This window comes from Rhodococcus sp. NPDC056743, assembly GCF_042790355.1.
In the GTDB taxonomy this organism is placed as follows: domain Bacteria; phylum Actinomycetota; class Actinomycetes; order Mycobacteriales; family Mycobacteriaceae; genus Rhodococcus_F.
In genome coordinates this window covers 151,301-173,395 of the sequence record NZ_JBHTZI010000007.1, presented here as the reverse complement: position 1 = coordinate 173,395, position 22,095 = coordinate 151,301, and the positions used below count along the sequence as shown (strand labels likewise).

20 protein-coding genes are annotated in these 22,095 nt (G+C 63.3%); 7 read left to right on the top strand and 13 right to left on the bottom strand.

Annotated elements, in window-relative coordinates; all coding sequences use genetic code 11:
* Positions 1 to 4 precede the first annotated feature (4 nt).
* Positions 5 to 976, bottom strand: a complete 972-nt coding sequence (locus tag ACFRFQ_RS17385) for an alpha-E domain-containing protein (protein WP_378660007.1) — start codon at positions 974 to 976, stop codon at positions 5 to 7.
* A 55-nt stretch (positions 977 to 1,031) separates the two neighbouring features.
* Positions 1,032 to 2,642: a circularly permuted type 2 ATP-grasp protein gene (locus tag ACFRFQ_RS17380; RefSeq protein WP_378660607.1), complete on the bottom strand. Its 1,611-nt coding sequence runs from the start codon at positions 2,640 to 2,642 to the stop codon at positions 1,032 to 1,034.
* Positions 2,643 to 2,849: 207 nt separating this feature from the next.
* Between ACFRFQ_RS17380 and rpsT the strand changes: the two genes are divergently transcribed.
* The gene (rpsT, locus tag ACFRFQ_RS17375; protein ID WP_033232941.1) at positions 2,850 to 3,110 is read left to right on the top strand and encodes a 30S ribosomal protein S20; all 261 of its coding nucleotides are present in this window, start codon (positions 2,850 to 2,852) and stop codon (positions 3,108 to 3,110) included.
* Positions 3,111 to 3,234: 124 nt separating this feature from the next.
* Here rpsT and holA read toward each other — a convergent pair whose 3' ends face one another.
* The 11 genes from holA to ACFRFQ_RS17320 all read right to left on the bottom strand — a co-directional run bounded on the left by holA (position 3,235) and on the right by ACFRFQ_RS17320 (position 14,591).
* Positions 3,235 to 4,212, bottom strand: a complete 978-nt coding sequence (holA, locus tag ACFRFQ_RS17370) for a DNA polymerase III subunit delta (RefSeq protein WP_378660004.1) — start codon at positions 4,210 to 4,212, stop codon at positions 3,235 to 3,237.
* Positions 4,209 to 6,569 carry a DNA internalization-related competence protein ComEC/Rec2 gene (locus ACFRFQ_RS17365; RefSeq protein ID WP_378660001.1) on the bottom strand — a complete coding sequence of 787 codons (2,361 nt, stop codon included), beginning with the start codon at positions 6,567 to 6,569 and terminating at the stop codon, positions 4,209 to 4,211. Before ACFRFQ_RS17365 ends, holA begins: the two co-directional genes overlap by 4 nt.
* A complete protein-coding gene (locus tag ACFRFQ_RS17360) occupies positions 6,566 to 7,366 on the bottom strand; it encodes a helix-hairpin-helix domain-containing protein (protein ID WP_378659998.1) in 801 nt (266 codons plus the stop codon). Before ACFRFQ_RS17360 ends, ACFRFQ_RS17365 begins: the two co-directional genes overlap by 4 nt.
* Positions 7,367 to 7,452: 86 nt before the next feature.
* Positions 7,453 to 8,295, bottom strand: a complete 843-nt coding sequence (locus ACFRFQ_RS17355; RefSeq protein ID WP_378659995.1) for a DegV family protein — start codon at positions 8,293 to 8,295, stop codon at positions 7,453 to 7,455.
* Positions 8,296 to 8,299: 4 nt separating this feature from the next.
* Positions 8,300 to 9,067: a diglucosylglycerate octanoyltransferase gene (gene octT / locus ACFRFQ_RS17350; protein WP_378659993.1), complete on the bottom strand. Its 768-nt coding sequence runs from the start codon at positions 9,065 to 9,067 to the stop codon at positions 8,300 to 8,302.
* On the bottom strand, positions 9,054 to 9,728 hold the full coding sequence (locus tag ACFRFQ_RS17345; RefSeq protein ID WP_378659991.1) for a histidine phosphatase family protein: 675 nt from the start codon (positions 9,726 to 9,728) through the stop codon (positions 9,054 to 9,056). Before ACFRFQ_RS17345 ends, octT begins: the two co-directional genes overlap by 14 nt.
* Complete coding sequence (rsfS, locus tag ACFRFQ_RS17340; protein ID WP_138872864.1) at positions 9,725 to 10,171, bottom strand: ribosome silencing factor; 447 nt, start codon at positions 10,169 to 10,171, stop codon at positions 9,725 to 9,727. The genes ACFRFQ_RS17345 and rsfS overlap by 4 nt, the downstream gene beginning before the upstream one ends.
* A 36-nt stretch (positions 10,172 to 10,207) precedes the next feature.
* Positions 10,208 to 10,909: a nicotinate-nucleotide adenylyltransferase gene (gene nadD / locus ACFRFQ_RS17335; protein WP_378659987.1), complete on the bottom strand. Its 702-nt coding sequence runs from the start codon at positions 10,907 to 10,909 to the stop codon at positions 10,208 to 10,210.
* 20 nt (positions 10,910 to 10,929) lie between these two features.
* The gene (locus tag ACFRFQ_RS17330) at positions 10,930 to 12,393 is read right to left on the bottom strand and encodes a VWA domain-containing protein (RefSeq protein WP_378659984.1); all 1,464 of its coding nucleotides are present in this window, start codon (positions 12,391 to 12,393) and stop codon (positions 10,930 to 10,932) included.
* Between the two features lie 9 nt (positions 12,394 to 12,402).
* The gene (locus ACFRFQ_RS17325; protein ID WP_033232924.1) at positions 12,403 to 13,284 is read right to left on the bottom strand and encodes a MoxR family ATPase; all 882 of its coding nucleotides are present in this window, start codon (positions 13,282 to 13,284) and stop codon (positions 12,403 to 12,405) included.
* 41 nt (positions 13,285 to 13,325) lie between these two features.
* Complete coding sequence (locus ACFRFQ_RS17320; protein WP_138872861.1) at positions 13,326 to 14,591, bottom strand: glutamate-5-semialdehyde dehydrogenase; 1,266 nt, start codon at positions 14,589 to 14,591, stop codon at positions 13,326 to 13,328.
* Between the two features lie 115 nt (positions 14,592 to 14,706).
* Here ACFRFQ_RS17320 and ACFRFQ_RS17315 point away from each other — a divergent pair, with 115 nt between their 5' ends.
* From ACFRFQ_RS17315 to ectA, 6 genes are all read left to right on the top strand, one after another.
* On the top strand, positions 14,707 to 15,810 hold the full coding sequence (locus tag ACFRFQ_RS17315; protein ID WP_378659979.1) for an NADH:flavin oxidoreductase/NADH oxidase: 1,104 nt from the start codon (positions 14,707 to 14,709) through the stop codon (positions 15,808 to 15,810).
* A 242-nt stretch (positions 15,811 to 16,052) separates the two neighbouring features.
* Complete coding sequence (locus ACFRFQ_RS17310; RefSeq protein WP_378659977.1) at positions 16,053 to 17,498, top strand: MFS transporter; 1,446 nt, start codon at positions 16,053 to 16,055, stop codon at positions 17,496 to 17,498.
* The gene (locus ACFRFQ_RS17305) at positions 17,495 to 18,361 is read left to right on the top strand and encodes a ribokinase (RefSeq protein ID WP_378659974.1); all 867 of its coding nucleotides are present in this window, start codon (positions 17,495 to 17,497) and stop codon (positions 18,359 to 18,361) included. The genes ACFRFQ_RS17310 and ACFRFQ_RS17305 overlap by 4 nt, the downstream gene beginning before the upstream one ends.
* A 69-nt stretch (positions 18,362 to 18,430) precedes the next feature.
* Positions 18,431 to 19,252, top strand: a complete 822-nt coding sequence (locus tag ACFRFQ_RS17300; RefSeq protein WP_378659971.1) for a MerR family transcriptional regulator — start codon at positions 18,431 to 18,433, stop codon at positions 19,250 to 19,252.
* A 39-nt stretch (positions 19,253 to 19,291) separates the two neighbouring features.
* Positions 19,292 to 21,391, top strand: a complete 2,100-nt coding sequence (locus ACFRFQ_RS17295) for a RecQ family ATP-dependent DNA helicase (RefSeq protein WP_378659969.1) — start codon at positions 19,292 to 19,294, stop codon at positions 21,389 to 21,391.
* Positions 21,392 to 21,531: 140 nt separating this feature from the next.
* A complete protein-coding gene (gene ectA, locus ACFRFQ_RS17290; protein ID WP_378659967.1) occupies positions 21,532 to 22,047 on the top strand; it encodes a diaminobutyrate acetyltransferase in 516 nt (171 codons plus the stop codon).
* Positions 22,048 to 22,095 lie beyond the last annotated feature (48 nt).

The following is a 22,095-nucleotide window of genomic DNA, read 5'->3' as shown; positions in this document are numbered from 1 at the left end:
CAACTCACAGTTCCCCCTCCACAGTCGCCTCCGCGTACACAGCACTCGCGTCAGTCCACGCGACCCAGGGCGCGGCATGGAAATACTGCAACGAAATAGCCTCACCCAGTTCGCGACACGTCTCCTGCCAACCGAGCAGTCGCGACTGTAAATCCTCGAGCAGCACTCCTTGCGGAAGGAACTCGAGCTCACTTCGTGCTCTGCCCAGCAATCGAGTGGCCTCAGCCCGGATGCCGACCCGGCTGGACTGCTGCGGGTCCAGCTCCTCGAGGCACTTCTCCGCCTGCCGAATCGAATGGAACACCGATCGCGGAAACAGCCGATCGAGAAGGATGAACTCCACGACGCGGTTCGCGTCGAGAGCGCCACGGTAGGTGCGCAGGTACGTGTCGTGGGCTCCGGCTGAGCGCAGCACCGATACCCACGCCGGAGACGACGGCTTGTCCCCCGCCCGGGCCAGGAGCATGCGCACGATCATGTCGACTCGCTCGATGGAGCGGCCCAACAGCAGGAACCGGTAACCGTCGTCGCGACTGAGCGTCGAATCCGCCAGTCCCGCAAACATTGCCGCTCGTTCCTCGACGTAGCGGAAGAATTCGTGTGGCCCCAGGTAGCGTGATGCCCGCTCACGCTCCCCCAGTCCGTTGTATGTCGTGTTCAGGCACTCCCACATCTCACTGGACGTCACCTCGCGTGCGCCTCGAGCGTTTTCTCGGGCGCTCGACAGCGAATCGACGATCGATCCGACCTGATTGCGACTGAACGCAACAAGATCCGTGAGCGACCGAACATCCAATTCCTCTTCCGGCGCGTCGATTCCGAGGACTCGGAGCAACAACCGCGACGTCCGATCCGGATCGAGGGTCGTGTCGTCGAGCAATTGGTGGACGGTCACGTCGAGGATGCGCGCGGTGTCGTCGGCCCGTTCCACGTAACGGCCGATCCAGTAGAGAGATTCAGCATTTCTGGCAAGCATCCTTACGTCACACTCCGTTCTGTTGATCGCATCTCTGTTGATGGCAGCGGCCTGATCACTGCTGTTGTTGATTCAGTTGCGAGGGTGTCAGTTCCGGACCCTTGTCAGGTTCTGCGAATTCCGGCGGCTCACCGACAAGTCCTTCGCCCGCGAGTTCCCCCGCGTCCGTTGACGTGGCCGCGGCCAATACCCACGTGTCCTTGCTTCCGCCGCCTTGGCTGGAGTTGACCACCAACGAGCCTTCGGGGAGCGCGACGCGAGTCAACCCGCCGGGCAACACCCAGATGTCGTCACCGTCGTTGACCGCAAAGGGACGCAGATCGACGTGACGCGGCGACAAGACGTCGCCGATCTTCGTGGGCACTGTCGACAACTGCACCACCGGTTGGGCGATCCAGCCGCGCGGATCGGCTCTGATCTTCTCGGTGATCGCGGCCAGTTCCGCCGCACTCGCGTCCGGGCCGAACACGATGCCGTACCCACCGGATCCCTCGACGGGTTTGATCACCAGTTCCGCGACGCGGTCGAGCACTTCCTCACACTCCTCGTCGAGCCAGCAGCGGAACGTGTCGACGTTCTGCAGCAGTGGTTTCTCACCGAGGTAGTAGTCGATGATCTGCGGCACGTAGGTATAGACAAGTTTGTCGTCGCCGACACCGTTCCCCACCGCACTCGAGATCACGACGTTGCCGGCTCTGGCCGCGTTGAGTACGCCGGCGACACCGAGAATCGAGTCCGGGCGGAAGTGCATCGGGTCGAGGTACTCGTCGTCTATCCGTCGGTAGATCACGTCGACCTGACGTTCACCTTCCGTCGTGCGCATGTAGACGACGTTGTCGCGGCAGAAAAGATCGCGACCTTCCACCAGCTCGACGCCCATCTGCCGCGCGAGAAGCGAGTGTTCGAAGTACGCCGAATTCGCGACACCCGGTGTGAGAACAACCACAGTCGGGTCGGCTTCGTTCGTGGCCGCCCCGGCACGCAGCGCGCGCAGCAAATGAGTTGCATAATCACCGACGGCACGGACCTTGTGCGCCATGAACAGGTCCGGGAACACCCGCGTCATGGTCCGACGGTTCTCCATCACATAGGAGACCCCGGACGGTGATCGCAGGTTGTCCTCGAGGACCCGGAAATCGCCGACCTCGTCCCGGACCAGGTCGATACCGGATACGTGAATGCGCACGCCGTTGGGTGGCACGATGCCGGCAGCCTCACGGTGGAAGTGCTCACAGGAGGTGACCAACCGGCGGGGCAGCACGTGATCGCGCAGAATCCGCTGTTCGCCGTAGATGTCGGCCAGGAACAACTCCAGCGCTTTGACCCGCTGTTTGATGCCCTTTTCCAGTCGCGCCCACTCCTGCGCCGCGATAACGCGTGGAACCACGTCCAACGGAAAGGGACTTTCCTGCCCGGAGAGTGAGAACGTCACCCCCTGGTCGATGAAGGCGCGGCCGAGCGCGTCAGCGCGAGCCCCGAGGTCCTTGCTGCTCGTCGGCGCCAGCGCGGAGTACACACCCGCATAGGACTCGCGCACCGATCCGTCGGCCGCAAACATCTCGTCGAAAGCCAACTCGTAGCGACCGATATCCGAATATCCGTCGAACACTCCGGAGGGACGCGCCCGCGTCGTGGTCGAGCCTGTATTCACCACATTGTCTGTCATCGGCGTCATAGCAAACATGCTGCTACAGGTCCGCGATTCGAGCAGCGCGGAAACATCCCCGCAAACCACGTGTAACCTTCTCAATCAGGCGCATCGTGCGGCGGTTTGGGATATTCGACCCTGGACTGGTAATCTTGCCAGTCGGTGCATCAGTGCGCCCACAGCTTTCTCGACCGTAACCAGCTAAAGACGACAAGGATTTTACGCGTGGCCAACATCAAGTCCCAGGTGAAGCGAATCCGTACCAACGAGGCGGCCCGACTCCGTAACCAGTCGGTGAAGTCCTCGCTGCGTACCGCGATCCGTTCGTTCCGCGAGGCTGCGGCAGCCGGTGACAAGGACAAGGCCAACGAGCTCCTCGTCGCCACCAGCCGCAAGCTCGACAAGGCAGCCAGCAAGGGCGTTATCCACGCCAACCAGGCTGCAAACAAGAAGTCTGCACTCGCGCAGGCTGCAAACAAGATCTGACACATCCTCGTTGACGGTTCGCCGTCATCAGTGGTGTTTCAATAGCCGCTCCGGTCTACTCGACCAGAGCGGCTATTGTTCGTTCCAAACCCAGTTGCCAGCTAAACCCAACTGCGAGCTGCGTTCACCGAGCGCGCAGCGCACAGACCTTTCGCACTGCTGATTCCAGGGCGTAGGACGAGTCGACGGCCGCACCCTTCACATCTGCGTTGAGTGCGGCAACAATCTGCATCGCAGCTCCGATCGACGCCGGATCCCAGCCCTTTACTTCCTTGATTGCCTTCTTGACCTTCCACGGCGGCATCCCGAGCTCCGACGCCAACCGGAAGGGATCACCGCCGCGGGCATACGGGCCGACCTTCGCGACGGTATGCACCGCGTCGGCCAGAGCGTCGGCCAGAAGAACGTGCGGGGTTCCGATCTGATCCGCCCAGCGCAGCGCTTCGAGCGCGCCCCGGGTATCCCCGACGATCACTTTGTCCGCGACATCGAACCCCGACACCTCCGCTTTGCCGGAATAGTACTGGTGGACGGCGTCGACGTCGATCTTCCCGCCGGTATCGGCGGCCAACTGGGAACACGCCGACGCCAACTCACGCAGGTTGGATCCGACGCTTTCGATCATCGCCCCGATGACGGCGGGAGAAACCTTGACCTTCGCGGCCGAAAACTCGGCCCGAACGAAATCGGTCAGCTGAGACTTGTTGAGTTTGGCGCACTGATGAACAACGGCGCCCAACTTCTCCAGTGCCGGCGCCAGTGCTTTTGCGCGTCCCCCACCGGAGTGCAGGACGATCAGCACCACACCTTCGGACGGTTCGCGGGCAGCCTCGAGCACGAGTGCGACGGCATCTTTACCGGCCTCGGCAGCCGCTTCCAGAACGATCACGCGGTCTTCTGCGAACAGCGACGGGCTCAGCAGTTCGGCAAGTTCGGGCGCATTGGCATCGCCGGCACGCATCCGGGTGATGGGGAGATCCGAGATTCCCTGCCCACGATCACCACGAACGGCCTTGATCAACGTAGACACTGCGCGTTCGATCAGGAATTCGTCGTCTCCGAGAACGAGGTGCAACGGGTCGAGGCCAGCCGGAGTACTCACCCGAAGATCGTCCCACGAGGGACCGACACCACGGACACGGACCCGTCGCCGCTTCCGTACACCACAAGCGTGCCGCTTTGATCGGTACGTGCCACGACGCCACCCAACGATTCCAGTTCGCTCATCACCTGCGGATGAGGATGGCCGAAGGTGTTGCCGGCTCCGGAACTCACCAGGGTCAGCCGGGGGCGAACTGCCTCGAGAAACGCGCGCGATGTGGTTCGCGACCCGTGATGTGGCAGTTTCAGGACATCGGCTCGCACGTCGATTCCGCTACGCGTCATCGATGCTTCGCCTGCGGTCTCCGAGTCCCCCGTCAACAGAATGCGGCCGACGCTCGTGTGTGCCATCAGCACCAGGGATTGATCGTTGGCCGACGCGTCGGCGTCGGTAACATCACGGGGCACCGGCAACACCGGACCGAGAACGTCGAACTGCACCGTCCCGAGAACAAATGTGGACCCGGCGCGCAGGCCGACCAGTGGAACTCCGCGTGCTCGCGCAGCTGCGTCCACATCGCGAAAACCTGATTGCGGCAACAACATAGGGCCGACGCCCACAGCCGACACCGACCGACCGGCCAGTACGGCGTCGAGCCCGCCGATGTGGTCGGCATGAAAGTGACTGATCAGAACGAGCGCAATATCGTCGACCCCCAACATGTTCAGGCATCGGTCCATCGACGTCGGGTCGGGGCCGACGTCGATCACGACTACCCGGCCGTCTCCCGTCGCCACCACCAGACCGTCACCCTGCCCCACGTCGCACATCACCATGGCCCAGCCCGGTGCCAGTCGCCCGCCGGAGAAGACGTGGTGAAACGCCAGTGCCAGTACCAGTCCCGCCGCCACTGCGCCAAGCAGCCACCGCGAGATGCGATTCCACAGCAGGAGAATCGCGACAAGCACCAACCCTGCGGCAACGAGTCCCCCGAGTAATCCTGACGGCACGGTGATGTTTGCCCAAGGAACCGCGGCGGCCCGGTCGGCGACGGAGAGCAGCCACCACATCGGAGGTCTCACAGCCAGGGCCAGGAACGCGGCCGTCGGCGGACTGACCAACGCGAGTAATGCCACCAGTGCGCCCAGTACCGTCAGAATCCCGATCACGGGTGCCACCAACAGATTTGCCGCTATCGACACCAGGCTGAGCGTGCCCGCCATTGCAGCCACCACCGGCGCCGTGACAGCAAACGCCGCGCCGGACACGGCCGTCAACTCTGCCAGCCACCGCGGCCACCCGCGCTTCCGAAGTGCGTCGACCCACACGGGCGCAAGGATCACCAATGCCCCGGTTGCCGTGGTCGACAGAACAAAACCCCAGTCCACGGACAGTTCCGGCATCACGATCACCAGCACGATGACGGCGGCGCCCAACGCGGGCAGCGCCTGTTTGCGTCTACCCGTCACCAAACTGAGCAATCCGATCGTGCCCATGACCGCGGCGCGAAGCACGCTCGGCGACGGCCGCGCCACAATCACGAACGCCAGAATCGTCACTGCCGCAAGTACTGCCCCGATCCGGGAATCGAACGCTGCGGCCCGCACCAGTAACAACACTGCGCCCAGGAGAATGCTGATGTTTGCACCGGACACCGCGGTGAGATGGGAAAGACCGGCCGCTGTGAAGTTGTCCTTGACCACCGGAGACAGCGCCGAGGTGTCCCCCACGACCAAACCGGGTAGCAGCCCCGCCGCATCGGACGGCAACGCCTGCGCGCACACGGCCGAAAACCGTGACCGCACAACACCGGCCCACCGCTGATACCACGGCGCATCGCCGATCTGAAGCGGCCCACCTTCGGTAGTGATCACCGCCAACGTCAGATCCGAACGCGACGGCACACTCACCTTTCCCCGGACCGTAAGCACCTGCCCGGGAAGCATTTCCGGCCACACTCCGCTCGGCGCGCGAACAGTGACCGCGCCGCCCACGTCGTACTGTCTGTCCCCCACCGTCACCGAGCGGACCGACGCCCGGAAATAGACGTGCCCTGGGCCGATCGACGACGCACTCGTCCGCGGATCCTCGGTGGGGCTCACCTCCGCAGTTACCCACCCACCGGACGCCGCCGCGCGCGCCAGTGGATGTGCTTCGACATCTGTCATTCGCCACGCGGTGACAGCACTGAATGCCCCGCCGAATACGCAGGCCACCAGCAAGACCGGAATCCAGCCCGCGCTTCCCCACCGCCACGCGCAGGCACCAAGTCCGACGCAGACCAGACCCGAACCCACTGCGACACACCAGGCAAGTCCGGACCCGAATACGATGCCCGCAGCAGTTGCTCCCCACACCGCCAACGCCGCGGGCACCAGCCTCGCGTCGAGAACCCTCTGCTCTGCCTCCCCGTTCACACCGTGACCAGAGCTCGCAGCTTGTCGAGCCTAGCCGGACCTATACCGTCCACCTCACCCAACTGTTCTACGTCCGTGAACTTTCCGTTGGACGTACGCCACGCGAGGATCGCACTTGCCGTGACGGGCCCAACTCCGGGAAGCGCGTCGAGTTCGGCTTCGGTCGCGGTATTCAGATTGACCGGCGCCCCAGCGGCAGTCGAAGCTGTAGTCGAACTGGTCTGTTGATGCGGCGAATCACCCACCGCACCAACAACCACTTGATCGCCGTCGGACAGTTTCTGCGCCAGGTTCAAGCTGAGAGTGTCGGCGTTGTCGAGCACGCCACCGGCCGCGCTCAGCGCATCAGCGACCCTTGCGGAATCGGGCAGTGTCACCAAACCCGGACTGTGCACCAACCCGACAACACTGACCACTACCGACGCCGGGACAGGAGTAGGAGCACTGTCGACCGTCGTTGGTGGGGCCGAACTGGATGTCGCAACCGGAATCCCCACGGCTGCAGGTAGTACCGGCACGGCCTGGATTGTCGGCGAATCCCACCACAGTGCAAAAACACCGAACCCAGCAGCAGCAACCGCAATGATCACCAACGCAACTGCGCCGCGCCGGTGCGGACTCCATCGCATACCGCGCCAGCGTTCGGGCACCGCGGAAAACCGCGCATCCTCATCGGATCCATCTGCTTCGTCGTCGCCGCCATCCAGCAGCCACTCGGGTACTGCCGGACTGTCGACATCGCCGGTCATCGCAGAAAGCCGATCACGCACCCTCTCCCGCTCTTGATTGCTCCGCATACGTCGACGCTAGCGAGCGAGCGCTGACCTGCGTAGAGGGAGAAATCGAGTTGGGGATAACTGGCGGCCTGTGGATAACCGACCGGCTAGGACGCACCGTCCTCTTCCGGAAGTGGGCACACCACAACACCTATTGCCCCCACGCCCACGTGTACGCCCAGCACCGCACTGAAATCGGTGACGACAGTTTCGACGACGTTCGGGATTCGCTCGGACAACTGTGTCGCGATGCTCTCGGCTCGTTCCCGAGCTTTCATGTGATGAACGGCGATGGCCACACGACTGCGCCCCGCCCGCTCCACGGCCGCATCAACCAATCTCGCCAGCGCTTTGGTGCTGGTGCGAGTTTTTTCCTTCAAGACCAACTTGCCATCCACAAGGTGCAGCAGTGGTTTCATCGCCAGCGCGGTGCCCAACAACGCTGCCGCGGTACTGATCCGGCCGCCGCGACGCAGTTGGTCGAGCTTGTCCACGAAGATGAACGCGCGCCCACGTTCAGCGACGTCGACGGCGCGTTCGTACACGAGATCGAGAGGAGAACCGGTCGCTGCGAATCGCGCCGCTTCCAAGGCCGGGAACCCCAAACCCATACCGGTGGACGCTGAATCGACGATGCGTACCTTGCCGCCGAATTCCTCGGCCGCCTGCCTGCCGGCGTCCCACGTGCTCGAGAGTTGCCGCGAGATGTGGACTGCGAGAACACCGTCGCCCTGACTCAGATCCAGTGCGCGGCCGTAAGCCTCGGTCAGTTCTGCCGGTGACGCACCGGCCGTCGTGAGCCCGGACAGATCCTCGGGAACGGCGTCGATGCCTTCGAGGAAATCACAGTCGTCACGCAAGATGTGTAACGGAACAATCTGGAGCCCACACGCTTCGGAGGTTTCGGGTGGGATGCAGGCGGACGAATCCGTGACGACGACAACTGACACGTCGCTACCCGACCTCACTCGCCGACGTGGGCGCACGCTGAGCTTCGGCGGCGCGAATTGCGGCAGTCATGGCTCGGGCAACACCGATGTGTCCGTCCCAGCCCCAATGAATTCCGTCCGGGTTGCCATTGTCGGAGAACACGTTTTCACGTACCGCATCGGCAAGATCCACGACGGGTACGTCTTTGGCCGTTGCCCATTCCGTGATCGCGGATACCGCAGCCGGACGACCGGCATGGACGCTCGCGTACGCGTCACTGCGATGCACGGACGGCAACGTCGCGATCATCGGCAGCTCGGGACGCATGTATTCCAACGCATTTCGTGAGCTCTCGAGGTACTCGACGCTCAGCTTCGGCGGCAGTGCCACCGGGCGGCCGAGTGGTGCCAGGCGCGGTTGCAGCCACTGGTATCCCTCACGCACGACGCGCCGCAGCGCCGGCGGCCGGACGTAGCGGATGGTCTCACGCAGCGCAGTGGGCAACGGCGACGGCAGGGAATCCATACCGCCGACGGCAAACACGACAGCTCCCGCGCGTGGGACGGCAGCCCACACCCGCGGATCCTGGGTCAGCGCCCACCACGCGTCGCGGCACGTCCAGCCGATGCGAGCGACAAGCTCGACGTCCCAGCCCAGCTCCTCGGCGACGAGGTTGGGCCAGATCCGGGGATGGTCGGCAGCCAGTCCACCTTTGGGGCCGAAATACGACAGTGAATCGGCGATAACCAGGAGGACGGGGCGCTGCCCGTCGGCACTCTCAGAGAACGTCATTTGCGACACTCGCAGAAGCATTCCATACGTCGAGTCGCCATTCGATGGAAGCAGGATCTCCGTGTCCGCTGAGCTGAACCCAACTCGTGTTTCCGAGCCCGCCCAGAATCGCCCAGCGGTCGATCGGCAAGTCGAGCAGCGCGGCAGTCAACGCCGCGATCAGACCGCCGTGCGCCACCAGGACAACCGGCCTCTCGGCCCAGTCGGGAAGTGCGGCCAGAAGTTCCGTAACCACCGGCACGCTGCGCTTCGCAACGTCGATGCGGCTTTCACCGCCAGGCGGGGCCAACGTCGCGTCGGCTCGCCACGCCGCCCGCACCCCCGGGGTCAGCCGATCGACGTCGCTGTGAGTCAACCCCTGCCAGTCACCGAGGTGAGTCTCACGCAGACGCATATCGGTGAGGACCGGAAGTCCGGCCGCATCACCGACAGCGACTGCCGTGAAATATGCGCGTTTGAGATCCGAGGACACGATGGTCAACGGCGCCCGGTCGGCGATCACCGGACCGGCACTCTTCGCTTGGGTGCGCCCCAACTCCGACAGGTCGGTGTCGAGTTGCCCTTGCATCCGGGAATCGGCGTTGTACACGGTCTGCCCGTGGCGCAGCAGTATCAGCCGCCGCACAGGATTCGACGCCGCTCCCGGCGCCGAGGAGGTCACAGTGAAGGTTCCTGCGCGTCCGGCTCGGCAACCGTGTCGGTGTCGAACACGGTGTGTGCGTCAGCCGGTCCCGGGATGTTCTGGCCGAGGCCTTCGACCTCGACTGCCGGGCAGTCCTTCCACAGACGATCGAGAGCGTAGAAATTGCGCTCCTCGTCGTGCTGCACGTGAACAACGATCTCGGCGTAGTCGAGCAGTGCCCAGCGGCCCTCGCGAGTTCCTTCACGACGGATCGGCTTGTGGCCGGCCTCGCGGAGGCGATCTTCGATGTTCTCGACGATCGAGTTCACCTGACGCTCCGTGGCTGCGGATGCGATGACAAAGCAGTCCGTGATGACCAATTGCTCGGACACATCGAGCACCACCACTTCAGTGGCCAGCTTCTCGTCGGCTGCCAAGGCCGCGATGCGTGCCATGTCGATGGCTTCGGTTGTTGCGCTCACTCGATGTTCTCCAGTTTCGTCTTCTTGGTCGTGCTTCTAGTTCGAATCGGCTGTCTTGCCAGGCGCCGGCTCCGACATGGTTGTCGCACCGTCACGGCGCTCCGCGTCGACAGGTCGATACAGGTTCCGCTTCGAGATGTACTGCACCACTCCGTCGGGTACGAGGTACCAGACGGGACGGTCTTCGCTTGCCCGACGCCGACATTCGGTCGACGAAATGGCAAGAGCCGGAATCTCGATCAACGTCACCGCATCGGCGGGCATCGTGTCGAGGTGACCGGCCAGGTGTTCGGTGTTGAGGTCGAAACCCGGTCGCGATACTCCGACAAATTTTGCCAATGCGAACAACTCTTCCCAATCTTGCCAGGAAAGGATGCTGGCCAGCGCATCGGCACCGGTGATGAAGAACAGTTCGGCATCCGGATGATAGGCCCGCAGGTCACGAAGTGTGTCGACGGTGTACGTCACTTTTTCGCGGTCGACATCGACCCGGGAGACGGAAAACCGCGGGTTGGAGGCGGTGGCGATGACCGTCATGAGGTACCTGTCCTCGGCCGGGCTGACGCCTCGAGCCTCCTTCTGCCACGGTCTGCCGGTGGGGACGAAGATCACTTCGTCGAGCCCGAACCTGTCGGCGACCTCACTCGCCGCGACGAGGTGACCGTGGTGAATGGGGTCGAAAGTGCCACCCATCACGCCGAGGCGTCGAGCACGTTCCACCGATTGTCCCTTCTGCACAGCTGACGAGCTTACGTGTCTCACACCGGCAACAAACCGGACACCACGTCGGCCAGCTGCTGGGCGGAGCGGCACTCGTGCATGCTGATGACCTCGTTGTAGACCTTGGCGGCCGAGTCGCCCGTCCCCCACTGCCCCTTTGGCTCGGGGTTGAGCCAGTGTGCGTGCTTGGCCACGGCAACCATCTGCGCCAGTGATTGCAGGTTGGGGTCGCGGTAGTTGTTGCGACCGTCGCCCAGTACCAGCAGTGACGTGCGGCTGGTGATGCTCTGGGCGAACTTCTCCTGGAATACCCCGAAGGCGTGGCCGTAGTCGGAGTGGCCGTCGTACGTGATCAGCTCGGCCTCCCGAACCATCCGTGACATCGCGGATCCGAGATCGGCGTTCGAGTCGAAGTAACGGGTGACTTCGTCGGTGGTGTCGATGAACGCGAACACTCGAACGCGGGAGAACTGCTCTCGCAGAGCGTTGACCAACAGCAAGGTGAAGTGGCTGAACCCTGCGACCGATCCGGACACGTCGCACATGACGACAAGTTCGGGACGCGCACGCTTGGGTTTGCGCTGCACCAGATCGATCGGCACACCACCGGTCGACATGGATTTGCGCAAGGTTCGACGCAAGTCGATGGAACCGGCTCGGCTGCGACTACGACGGACGGCAAGCCTGCTCGCGAGCAATCGTGCCAACGGCGTCACGTTCTTCTTGAGCGTTGTGAGTTCCGCATCCGACGCGCGGAGGAAATCGACTTCCTCGGCCAGTTTCGGAACCCCGTACGTGGCGACGCGTTCCTTGCCGAGATTCTCGGCGGTGCGTCGACGCGTTTCCTTCTCGACCATCTTGCGGAAGTCCGCGATGCGCTGGGCTGCTGTTCGCTTCGCAACCTCCGATTGATAGTCGGAGTTGTCCTTGCCCTCACTGCCCGCGCCCTGCTGATTTCCGAGCAGCCCTTCGAGGATCTTGTTGAGCAGTGTGTCCGGTGCGACGTCCCGCAAGGCCTGGTACGCGGAGAAAGACGGCCCGTTGCTCGACTGGTACTGCCCGAGCTCTTCGACCATCGCGGCGGTGAGAAGCTCGGTCAGCTCCATGGCCTCGTCGCTGCCGTCGATCAGCAATTCCGCGATCAACTCGCGCAATGCCTGCAGATCGATCGAGCCGTCGGCCTTGCGAGGCAACGAGACGTCGACGTCGCCAACGGCACGGTCACCGATCGCCTTGGGGAACCACAGATCGAAGACAGCGTCGAACGTCGCGCGGTGGGTCGGGCGACGCAGGAGCGAGCACGCCAGCCCTTCACGAAGTGCTTCCCGATCGAGCAGATCGAGAACCGACATGACCTGGCCGGCGTCGACGGTCTCGGAGGGGCCGACCATGATGCCGCGTCGGCGAAGGGCCTCGACAAAATCGACGAGATGACCGGGCAGACCGTACGGCGCCGCCAAGCCGCCTGGCTTGATCGGTGACGTCGAACCTCCGAGTGCCATGACCAGACCTCAGTTCAGCCGAAGTTCGGCGGTTGCCCGCACCTGGTCGGACTGGTGCTTGAGGATGACGCCGAGTGTTGCGCGGACGGCGTCGTCGTCGAGGGTGTCCATGCCCAGCGCGAGGAGGGTGCGTCCCCAGTCGATGGTCTCGGACACCGAGGGAACCTTCTTGAGCTGCATGCCGCGCAGCACACGGATGGTGTTGACCAGCTGCTCGGCGATGGCTTCGGGCAGTTCGGGGACGCGACTGGCAAGAATGCGACGTTCGAGATCTGCATCGGGGAAATCGAGATGCAGGAACAGGCAACGACGCTTGAGTGCCTCGGACAGCTCACGGGTGGCGTTGGACGTCAGCACCGTGAACGGCTTCCGTGTTGCGGTGATGGTTCCGAGTTCCGGGATGGTGACCGCGAAGTCGCTGAGAACTTCGAGGAGCAGTCCCTCGATCTCGACGTCGGCCTTATCGGTCTCGTCGATCAGCAACACTGTCGGGTCCTCGCGGCGAATGGCCTTGAGCAGTGGACGAGCGAGCAGGAACTCCTCGGAGAACACGTCCGCCTTGGTCGAATCCCAGCTGTGGTCCGAGCCTGACTGAATCCGCAGAATCTGCTTCGCATGGTTCCACTCGTAGAGCGCACGAGCCTCGTCGACACCCTCATAGCACTGCAGGCGCACCAACTCGGCACCTGTCGTCTGAGCTACCGCGCGCGCCAACTCCGTCTTACCGACGCCCGCCGGTCCTTCGATGAGCAGGGGCTTACCGAGTCGGTCGGCGAGGAACACTGCCGTTGCGGTGCCCTTGTCGGACAGGTAACCCGTTTCAGCCAAACGCTCGATCACGTCGTCGACGCTCGAGAAGAACGGTGTTGTATCGGGAAGAGCTCGGTCCACGGTTAACTCCTAAAAGGGTGGGGCAAGTCTGGGTGAACTTTTCAGGCGGGTCGGGTGTGTCCGTCGCCCCAGACGATCCACTTGGTGGACGTCAGTTCCGGCAACCCCATGGGGCCGCGTGCGTGAAGTTTTTGCGTCGAGATGCCGATCTCGGCTCCGAATCCGAACTGCTCACCGTCGGTGAAGGCAGTGGATGCGTTGACCATGACGGCTGCTGCGTCGACGCGAGCGGTGAACTCGCGGGCTGCCGAGAGATCCGACGTCACGATCGCCTCGGTGTGGCCAGTGCCGTACGTGTCGATGTGCTCGACTGCCTCGTCCAAGTCTTTGACGACCTTGAGTGCTACGTCGAGCGTGAGGTACTCCTTCGACCAATCGTCCTCGGTGGCCGGAACGAGTTCGGGCAGATCTCCGTGAACTACGACGTCGTGCATCTGCAGCGCCTGCAGCAGCTTCGGCACTGCCGTGTCCGCGATCGCAGCGTCGACCAGAATCGTCTCGGCGGTGTTGCACACGCTGGGCCGACGGGTCTTGGAGTTGAGCACGATCTTCTCGGCCATCAGCAGATCGGCAGCCGAGTGCACGTAGACGTGGCAGTTTCCGACGCCGGTCTCGATAGTCGGAACCGTGGCGTCGCGAACGACGGCACTGATCAAGCCGGCGCCGCCGCGCGGGATGACAACGTCCACGAGACCGCGAGCCTGAATCAGGTGCGTCACAGTTGCCCGGTCTGCGCTCGGCAGAAGTTGAACGGCGTCTTCGGGGAGTTCCTGCGCAGCCAACGACGCGCGAAGAGCAACCACCAGAGCTTCGTTGGATTTGACTGCCGACGACGAACCGCGAAGCAGTGCAGCATTTCCCGACTTCAGGGTCAGACCGAACGCGTCCACTGTGACGTTGGGGCGAGCCTCGTACACCATGCCGACAACACCGAGCGGGACGCGCTGCTGACGCAGTTCCAGGCCGTTGGGCAGTGTGGAGCCGCGGAGCACTTCACCGATGGGGTCGGGTAGTCCGGCAACCTGGCGCAGACCCGACGCGATGCCTTCGATCCGATCCGCTGTCAGACGCAAGCGGTCGAGCAACGATTCTTCAGTACCGGCAGCCTTCGCCGTGTCGATGTCGACGGCATTTGCCGCCAGGATCTGATCACTGGCAGCAAGAACTGCGTCGGCCGCGGCGTGGAGCGCTTGGTCCTTCTGTGCTGTTGTCAGCAACGCCAGGACACGCGAGGCCTTGCGTGCCCGGCGGGCAGCCTCGTGCACGACGTCGCGAGTGTCCGAGCCGGTGGAAGTTACAGCAGTCATGAATACACATTAGCCATTGGCTCCGACGCGTTCCTTTCGGGAATGATTCCGACTGGTGCCGCTGTTGCACGGGATCAACCGTCTTTCCGTTCTTCCTCGAATCAGGAGTTACTTCGTGAGCGTGCTGTTCGAACCTCTCACCCTGCGCGGCGTCACCTTTCCCAACCGCGTGTGGATGGCGCCCATGTGCCAGTACTCCGCTGATGTCATCGGAGATCAGGTAGGTGTGCCCAACGACTGGCATCGAACGCATCTGGCGAGCCGCGCAATCGGTGGTGTCGGGTTGATTCTCACCGAGGCGACCGCCGTGAGCCCGGAGGGACGAATCAGCCCGGCCGATCTCGGTATCTGGAACGAGCGGCAGGCTCGCGCGTTTGCGGAGATCAACGCGCAGCTCGCGTACTTCGGTGCCGTACCCGGAATTCAGCTCGCGCACGCCGGCCGGAAGGCGTCGACAAAGGTTCCGTGGCGTGGCGGCAGATCCCTCGACGCGGACGACCGTCTGTCGTGGAACACCGTCGCCCCCAGCGCGGCGGCATTCGGCGATTACACTCCGCCGACGGAACTGACGACGGATGCGATTGCCGGCATTGTCGCCGACTTCGCGGCCGCAGCCACCCGCGCTCTCCAAGCGGAGTTCAAGGTCGTCGAAATTCACGCGGCACACGGATACCTGATCCACCAGTTCCTCTCCCCCCTCAGCAACAAGCGAACAGATCACTACGGCGGTAGCTTCGAGAACCGCATCCGTTTCCTCCTCGAAATCCTCACGGCGGTTCGCGAAGTGTGGCCGGCCGAGTTGCCCCTGTTCGTGCGTGTGTCTGCCACCGATTGGGTGAGCGAGGAACGCGGGCTCGAGGGTGAGAGTTGGACCGCGGATCAGACTGTGGCGCTTGCCAACATCCTCACCGACTACGGCGTCGACCTCGTCGACGTCTCCACTGGCGGCAATTCACCGGGGGCACAGATCCCGGTCGGGCCCGGCTACCAGGTTCCCTTCGCCCGTCGCATCCAGAACGAATCCCTGGTTCCCGCGGCGGCAGTCGGACTGATCACTGAACCCGAGCAGGCCGAGAAGATCATCGAGGACGGCAGTGCGGTGGCGGTGCTGCTGGGACGCGAACTACTGCGCGATCCCTACTGGGCACGGCGCGCCGCACGTGAGCTGAATGTCGAGGTGGGGCCGCGGGTTCCGTCGCAGTACGCCCGCGCCTACTGACCCGAATACCGGTTTCTGCGTTATCTCTTGATAGCGTGGGTGTCTTACTTGCCGGACGTCCGGAGCCCGCCAGGGCTTCGGACACTGCCGTGAGCCAGAGCCGTGCGACGGGGGTCGCATCGAGCCACAGGGCCGCGGACGTCACGTTCCCATCCGGCTCATCGGCGAGTGGGCAAGACAAAGATGCGTGCATCAGGTACGTGCCCCGCTCGGTTCGATGATTGCGCTGGGGAGCGCATGTCATGACAACACCAGAGAACTCGATCAGCGCTCTCGAAGTGGCCGAATCACCTGATGTCACCGTCACCGACGATGCATCGGTGAAACGGGCCGTCAAAGCTACCATGCTCGGAAATGCCATGGAGTGGTTCGATTTCGGCGTCTACGCCTACTTGGCCACCACGATCGGCAAGGTGTTCTTTCCGGAGGCCAGTGGCAGCGCGCAATTGCTGTCGACCTTCGCGATCTTTGCCGCGGCCTTCATCGTCCGTCCACTGGGTGGTCTGTTCTTCGGCCCACTCGGTGACCGTATCGGTCGCAAGAAAGTCCTGGCTACCACGATCATTCTGATGGCCGGCAGCACCTTTGCCATCGGTCTCGTACCAAGCTACGAATCCATCGGCATGGCGGCGCCGATACTGCTCGTCCTCCTGCGCCTGCTACAGGGGTTTTCCACGGGCGGTGAATACGGCGGCGCCAGTACGTTTGTCGCCGAATACGCACCGGACAAGCGTCGTGGCTTCTTCGCCAGTTTCCTCGAATTCGGCACTCTGGCCGGCTATGTCGCCGCCGCCGGTATCGTGACGATCATCCAGACCGTGGTCAGTCCGGAAGAACTGCTCCAATGGGGCTGGCGCATACCGTTTCTCATTGCCGGCCCGCTCGGCCTGATCGGCCTCTACCTGCGTCTTCGACTCGAAGAGACACCCGCGTTTCAACAGATGGAACAGGCCGAAGAACGCTCTCTCGCCGACGAATCCACGGGAACGAAACTGCGCGAAACGCTCGTTGAGAACTGGCGGCCACTCGTTCTGTGTATCGTTCTCGTCGCTACGTACAACATCGCTCACTACGGCCTACTCAGCTACATGCCGACCTATCTGACCAATACGCTCGGTTACGACGAATCCCACGGTCTGGTTCTCATGATCGTTGTCATGCTCGTGATGATGGTCGGCATCAGCTACGTCGGCAAGCTCTCTGATCGGGTTGGCCGTAAGCCGTTGCTGCTCAGCGGCTTCATCGGTTTCTTCGTGTTGTCGCTACCGGCATACCTGCTGATCGGAGTGGGCAACTACGTCACCGTCTTCCTCGGGCTCGCCATCCTCGGCGGACTGCTGCTCCTGTTCGTCGGAGTGTTTCCCTCGGTGCTTCCTGCCCTGTTCCCGACCGGAATCAGGTACGGCGGCCTGGCAATCGGATACAACCTTGCCGTAGCGATCTTCGGCGGTACTACCCCCCTGGTGCTTACGGCTCTCGAAAGTTCGACCGGCAGCAATCTTGTTGCGCCGATGTACATGATGATCGCCGCAGTCGTCGGCGGTATTGCCGTCTTGATGATTCCGGAGACAGCGCGCAAGCCACTCGAGGGCTCACCGCCGGCTGTGTCCACCAACGAGGAGGCAAGGCGGATCATCCGCCGGGTTCGACGCAAGAAAGTTGCCGCCGCCGATAACCTGGAGGTATGAGCAAGCCCCGCATTGTTGTCGTCGGCAGCATCAACATGGACCTGACCACCTCGGTCCCCCGCTTTCCCGAACCCGGCGAGACCCTGCTGGGCACTGCCTTTGCCACCGCTGCGGGTGGCAAAGGCAGTAATCAGGCGATCGCGGCCGCAAAGGCGGGCGGCGACGTCACGTTCATCGGCGCGGTCGGCGACGACGGCTTCGCTTCTCAATTGCGCAGCACCCTCATTGAGGCCGGGGTGGATACGTCACTCCTACGTAGCGTGAACGGTGCCAGCGGAATTGCGGCCATTACCGTCGACGCCGACGCGGAGAACAGCATCATCGTTGTTGCGGGCGCCAACGAATCCGTTACCGAGTTGACCGAAGACGACCTCGATGCCATTGCCAGGGCGGACATCCTGCTGTGCCAACTCGAAATACCGCTGGCGACCGTCATCGCCGCGGTGCACCACGCCCGGGACAACGCCACCACGGTCATTCTGAATCCCTCACCGGTACAGATTCTTCCGGAAGACTTGATCAGCGCCGTCGACATCCTGATCGTGAACCGCACCGAAGCGAAGCAACTCGGCCCGGTCACCGACCGGGTCGCACACCTCGTGACGACACTCGGCTCGGGTGGTGCGGACCTACGAGATCACGACACCACTACTCACGCGGACTCTCCGACCGTGACGCCCGTCGACACCACCGGCGCAGGCGACGCCTTCACCGGTGCCTTCGCCGTGGAGTGGGTGCAGGACCAGGAACGCGCCCTGAAGTTCGCTGCCACAGCGGGAAGCCTGGCGACGACGGTTCGCGGCGCCTCGGTGTCGTCGCCCACTCGGGCTGCGATCGAGAAGGTGCTGAACCGGCAAGCTTGACTCTGACACCGTGTGAGGTCGTAAACCTGTAGGTGTCGGGTTTGTGAGGGAGAAACGGGGCTGGTAACCATGTTGAGCATCGGAGACTTCGCGAGAGCAGGTCGGGTGTCGGTGCGCATGCTCCGCCACTACGACGCCATCGGCCTGCTCACACCCGCGAGGGTCGACGCATCCACCGGATATCGGTCGTACACCGCGGGCCAGTTGGCGCTGCTCAACCGCATCGTCGCCCTCAAAGAGTTGGGTCTGACCCTGGCCCAGGTCCAGCAGGTGGTGGAGTCGGCGGTCACCGTCGACGAGATCCGCGGGATGCTCACGCTTCGCCGAGCAGAACTCGAGACCCGAATCCAGGAAGACACCGCGCGACTGGCGCATGTCCAGGCGCGCCTACGCATCATCGAAAGTGAGGGGCAGATGTCCGCATACGAGGTTGTGATCAAGTCCGTTCCGGCGCTGCGGGTCGCGGAGTCGACCGGTACCGCCAAGACGATGGATCCGTCGTCGATCGGTCCGGTGGTTCGCGGGCTGTACGAGCGGCTTTGTACCGGTTTGGATCGTGCCGGTGTCGTCCCGGTCGGACCCGCTGTCGCCTACTACGAGGATGCCGGTGACGACGAGAACGTTGTCGTCCATGCCGCGCTACCGGTCGACGCGGATCCCGAAGGCGACTACGAGTTCGCTGTGGTGGACCTGCGGGCCGAAGAGCAAGTGGCCTCGCTGCTTCACAAGGGTTCGATGGACAACTGCCTGCCCGCCTATCAGGCCCTGGCTCAATGGATCGACGCAGCGGGATACCGCAATACCGGCCCCGGCCGTGAGGTGACGCTGGCGTGCCCGGAGGACGTCGACGGTTGGGTGACCGAACTTCAGCAGCCGATCGCGAAGGCCTGAAACACCCGCCTGTCGGTGGCGTCCTGCACCATGGAGGGCATGACCGCCACCACTGCACCCGTACTGCGCGATGAGGCCGAGCGTCTGCTCCGTGAACTCGCCGGACCAGACGCCTGCTTGCGTGAGGACCAGTGGACGGCTATCGAGGCTCTGGTGGTGCAGCGCAAGCGCGCGCTGGTCGTGCAGCGCACCGGGTGGGGCAAGTCTGCGGTCTACTTCATCTCGGCGAAGTTGCTCCGCGCGTCCGGTCACGGTCCGACGGTCATCGTCTCCCCTCTGTTGGCCCTCATGCGCAACCAGGTTGCCTCAGCCGAGCGAGCGGGTGTGCGAGCCGCCACCATCAATTCCGGCAACGTCACCGAGTGGGACGACATCCACGCCCGAGTGGCGGCCAACGATCTCGACGTGCTGTTGGTCAGCCCCGAGCGCCTCAACAACCCGGACTTCCGGGACCAGGTGCTGCCGTCGCTGGCGGCCGACGCGGGCCTCGTGGTGGTGGACGAGGCGCACTGCGTGTCCGACTGGGGTCACGACTTCCGTCCGGACTACCGCCGCATCCGCACCTTGATCGCCGAACTCGGCGACGGCATTCCCGTCCTCGCGACCACGGCCACGGCCAACGACCGCGTCGTGGCCGACGTCTCGGCACAACTCGGGGTGGGCGGCGAGGAAACACTGATCCTGCGCGGCGGGCTCGAGCGAGAATCGCTGCACCTTTCCGTCGTACACATTCCCGAAGCGACGGCACGTGCAGCCTGGCTCGCGCAGATGCTCGACACCTTGCCGGGTTCCGGCATCATCTACACCCTCACCGTCTCCGCTGCTCGCGATCTGGCGAGCCTGCTGTCCGAGCGCGGGCATACCGTCGCCGCCTACACCGGCCAGACCGACCCCACCGAGCGGGAATCGCTGGAACAGGACTTGCTGGGTAATCGCGTCAAAGCCTTGGTTGCAACGTCGGCTCTCGGAATGGGTTTCGACAAGCCCGATCTCGGGTTCGTGATCCATCTCGGCGCGCCGTCGTCGCCGATCTCGTACTACCAGCAAGTCGGCCGCGCCGGCCGTTCCACCGATCGCGCCGACGTCATCCTGCTTCCCGGCGTCGAAGACAAGCAGATCTGGAGCTACTTCGCGTCGGTTGCCTTCCCTCGCGAGCACCTGGTACGCAGCGTGATCGAGCACCTGGACACCGAAAAAGCCACATCGACACCGGCATTGGAACCCCTTGTCGAACTGAATCGCACGCGCCTGGAGATGGTGCTCAAAGTGCTCGACGTCGACGGCGCCGTCAAACGTGTGAAGGGCGGCTGGATCAGCACGGGCGAACCGTGGATCTACGACGCCGAACGCTACGGCCGTCTCGACGAGGCCCGCCAGGCCGAGCAGGCCGCTATGGTCGAGTACCAGAGCATCACCACCTGTCGAATGACTTTTCTCCGTGAACAACTCGACGATCCTGGGCTCACGCCGGACAACTCTCAGTGTGGACGCTGCGACAACTGCACCGGTCAGCGTTACGACACTACTGTCGACAGCGCAGCGCTCGACGAGACTCGGGCGCGCCTGCAGCGGCCCGGTTTCGACCTCGAACCTCGCAAGATGTGGCCGACCGGACTGAGCAAGCTGGGAGTCAACCTTTCGGGAAAGATCAAGGAAGGCGCCGAATCCGGACGTATCCTCGGTCGCCTGTCGGATCTGGGCTGGGGCCAGCGCCTCCGCGCACTACTCGACGGCCCCGATGCCGAAGTGCCGGACGCCGTGGTCAGCGCCTGTATCAGCGTGTTGGCGGCCTGGGATTGGGCAGAGCGGCCAACCGGTGTGATGGCACTCGAATCCGCCACTCACCCACTGCTTGTCAGCAGCCTCGCCGCAAAGTTGGCTCAGGTGGGGCGACTCACAGATCTGGGAGTGTTGCAGCTACGGCCCGAGCACCCGCCTGTCTCGGCGGCAAACTCCGCTTATCGTGTGTCCGGGTTGGTCGATGCCTGGGATGTCCCGGATATGAGCGCACACAGCGGACCGGTGCTCCTCGTCGACGCAATTGCCGATACCGGTTGGACTTTCACGATGGCTGCGCGCGCATTGCGTCAAGCCGGTGCACATTCGATACTGCCGCTGGCGCTCGCAAGCCCCAAATAGTCGCTCGGGCAACACCAAAAGTTACACAATGTGAGGACCGTCACATCTATAGCCTCACCTGCGCCGTACCCGCTTCCACACGGCCCTAAACGGACATCTGCATGACTTCTGTGTCGATGCTTGTTACGTTCAAATGACCGATGAAGCCAGTTGATACGAGAGCTATCCCGACCACCGCGCCGGACGCGGTGCTGTTACGAAGCCCACAGATCGATGACGGAGTCCGGCTCTGGCAGATCGCACGTGATTCAAGTGTGCTCGACCTCAATTCGAGTTATGCATACCTGTTGTGGTGCAGGGATTTCAGTGCAACGTCTATCGTTGCAGAGGTAGACGGACGTGTGGTCGGATTTGTTTCCGGCTACACCCGCCCCAGCGAGCAGGAAACCCTGTTCGTCTGGCAGGTAGCCGTCGACGAAGACCAGCGCGGCAAGGCAATTGCCGGCCGCATGCTGAATTCATTGATGGATCGCACTGCACCACTGGGTGTTACGCATCTGGAGACGACGATCAGCCCCGACAACGGGGCTTCGATCGCACTCTTCACTGCGCTTGCCCGACGGCGCGATGTGCCGATCAGTAGGCAGAGCCTGTTCTCGCCCAACAACTTTCCCGATGGACACGAAGCCGAAGATCTCTACCGAATCGGCAACTAGCGCGTTTCCGCGTTGGTATACAACCTGCCCCGGAGGAACAAAGTAGAT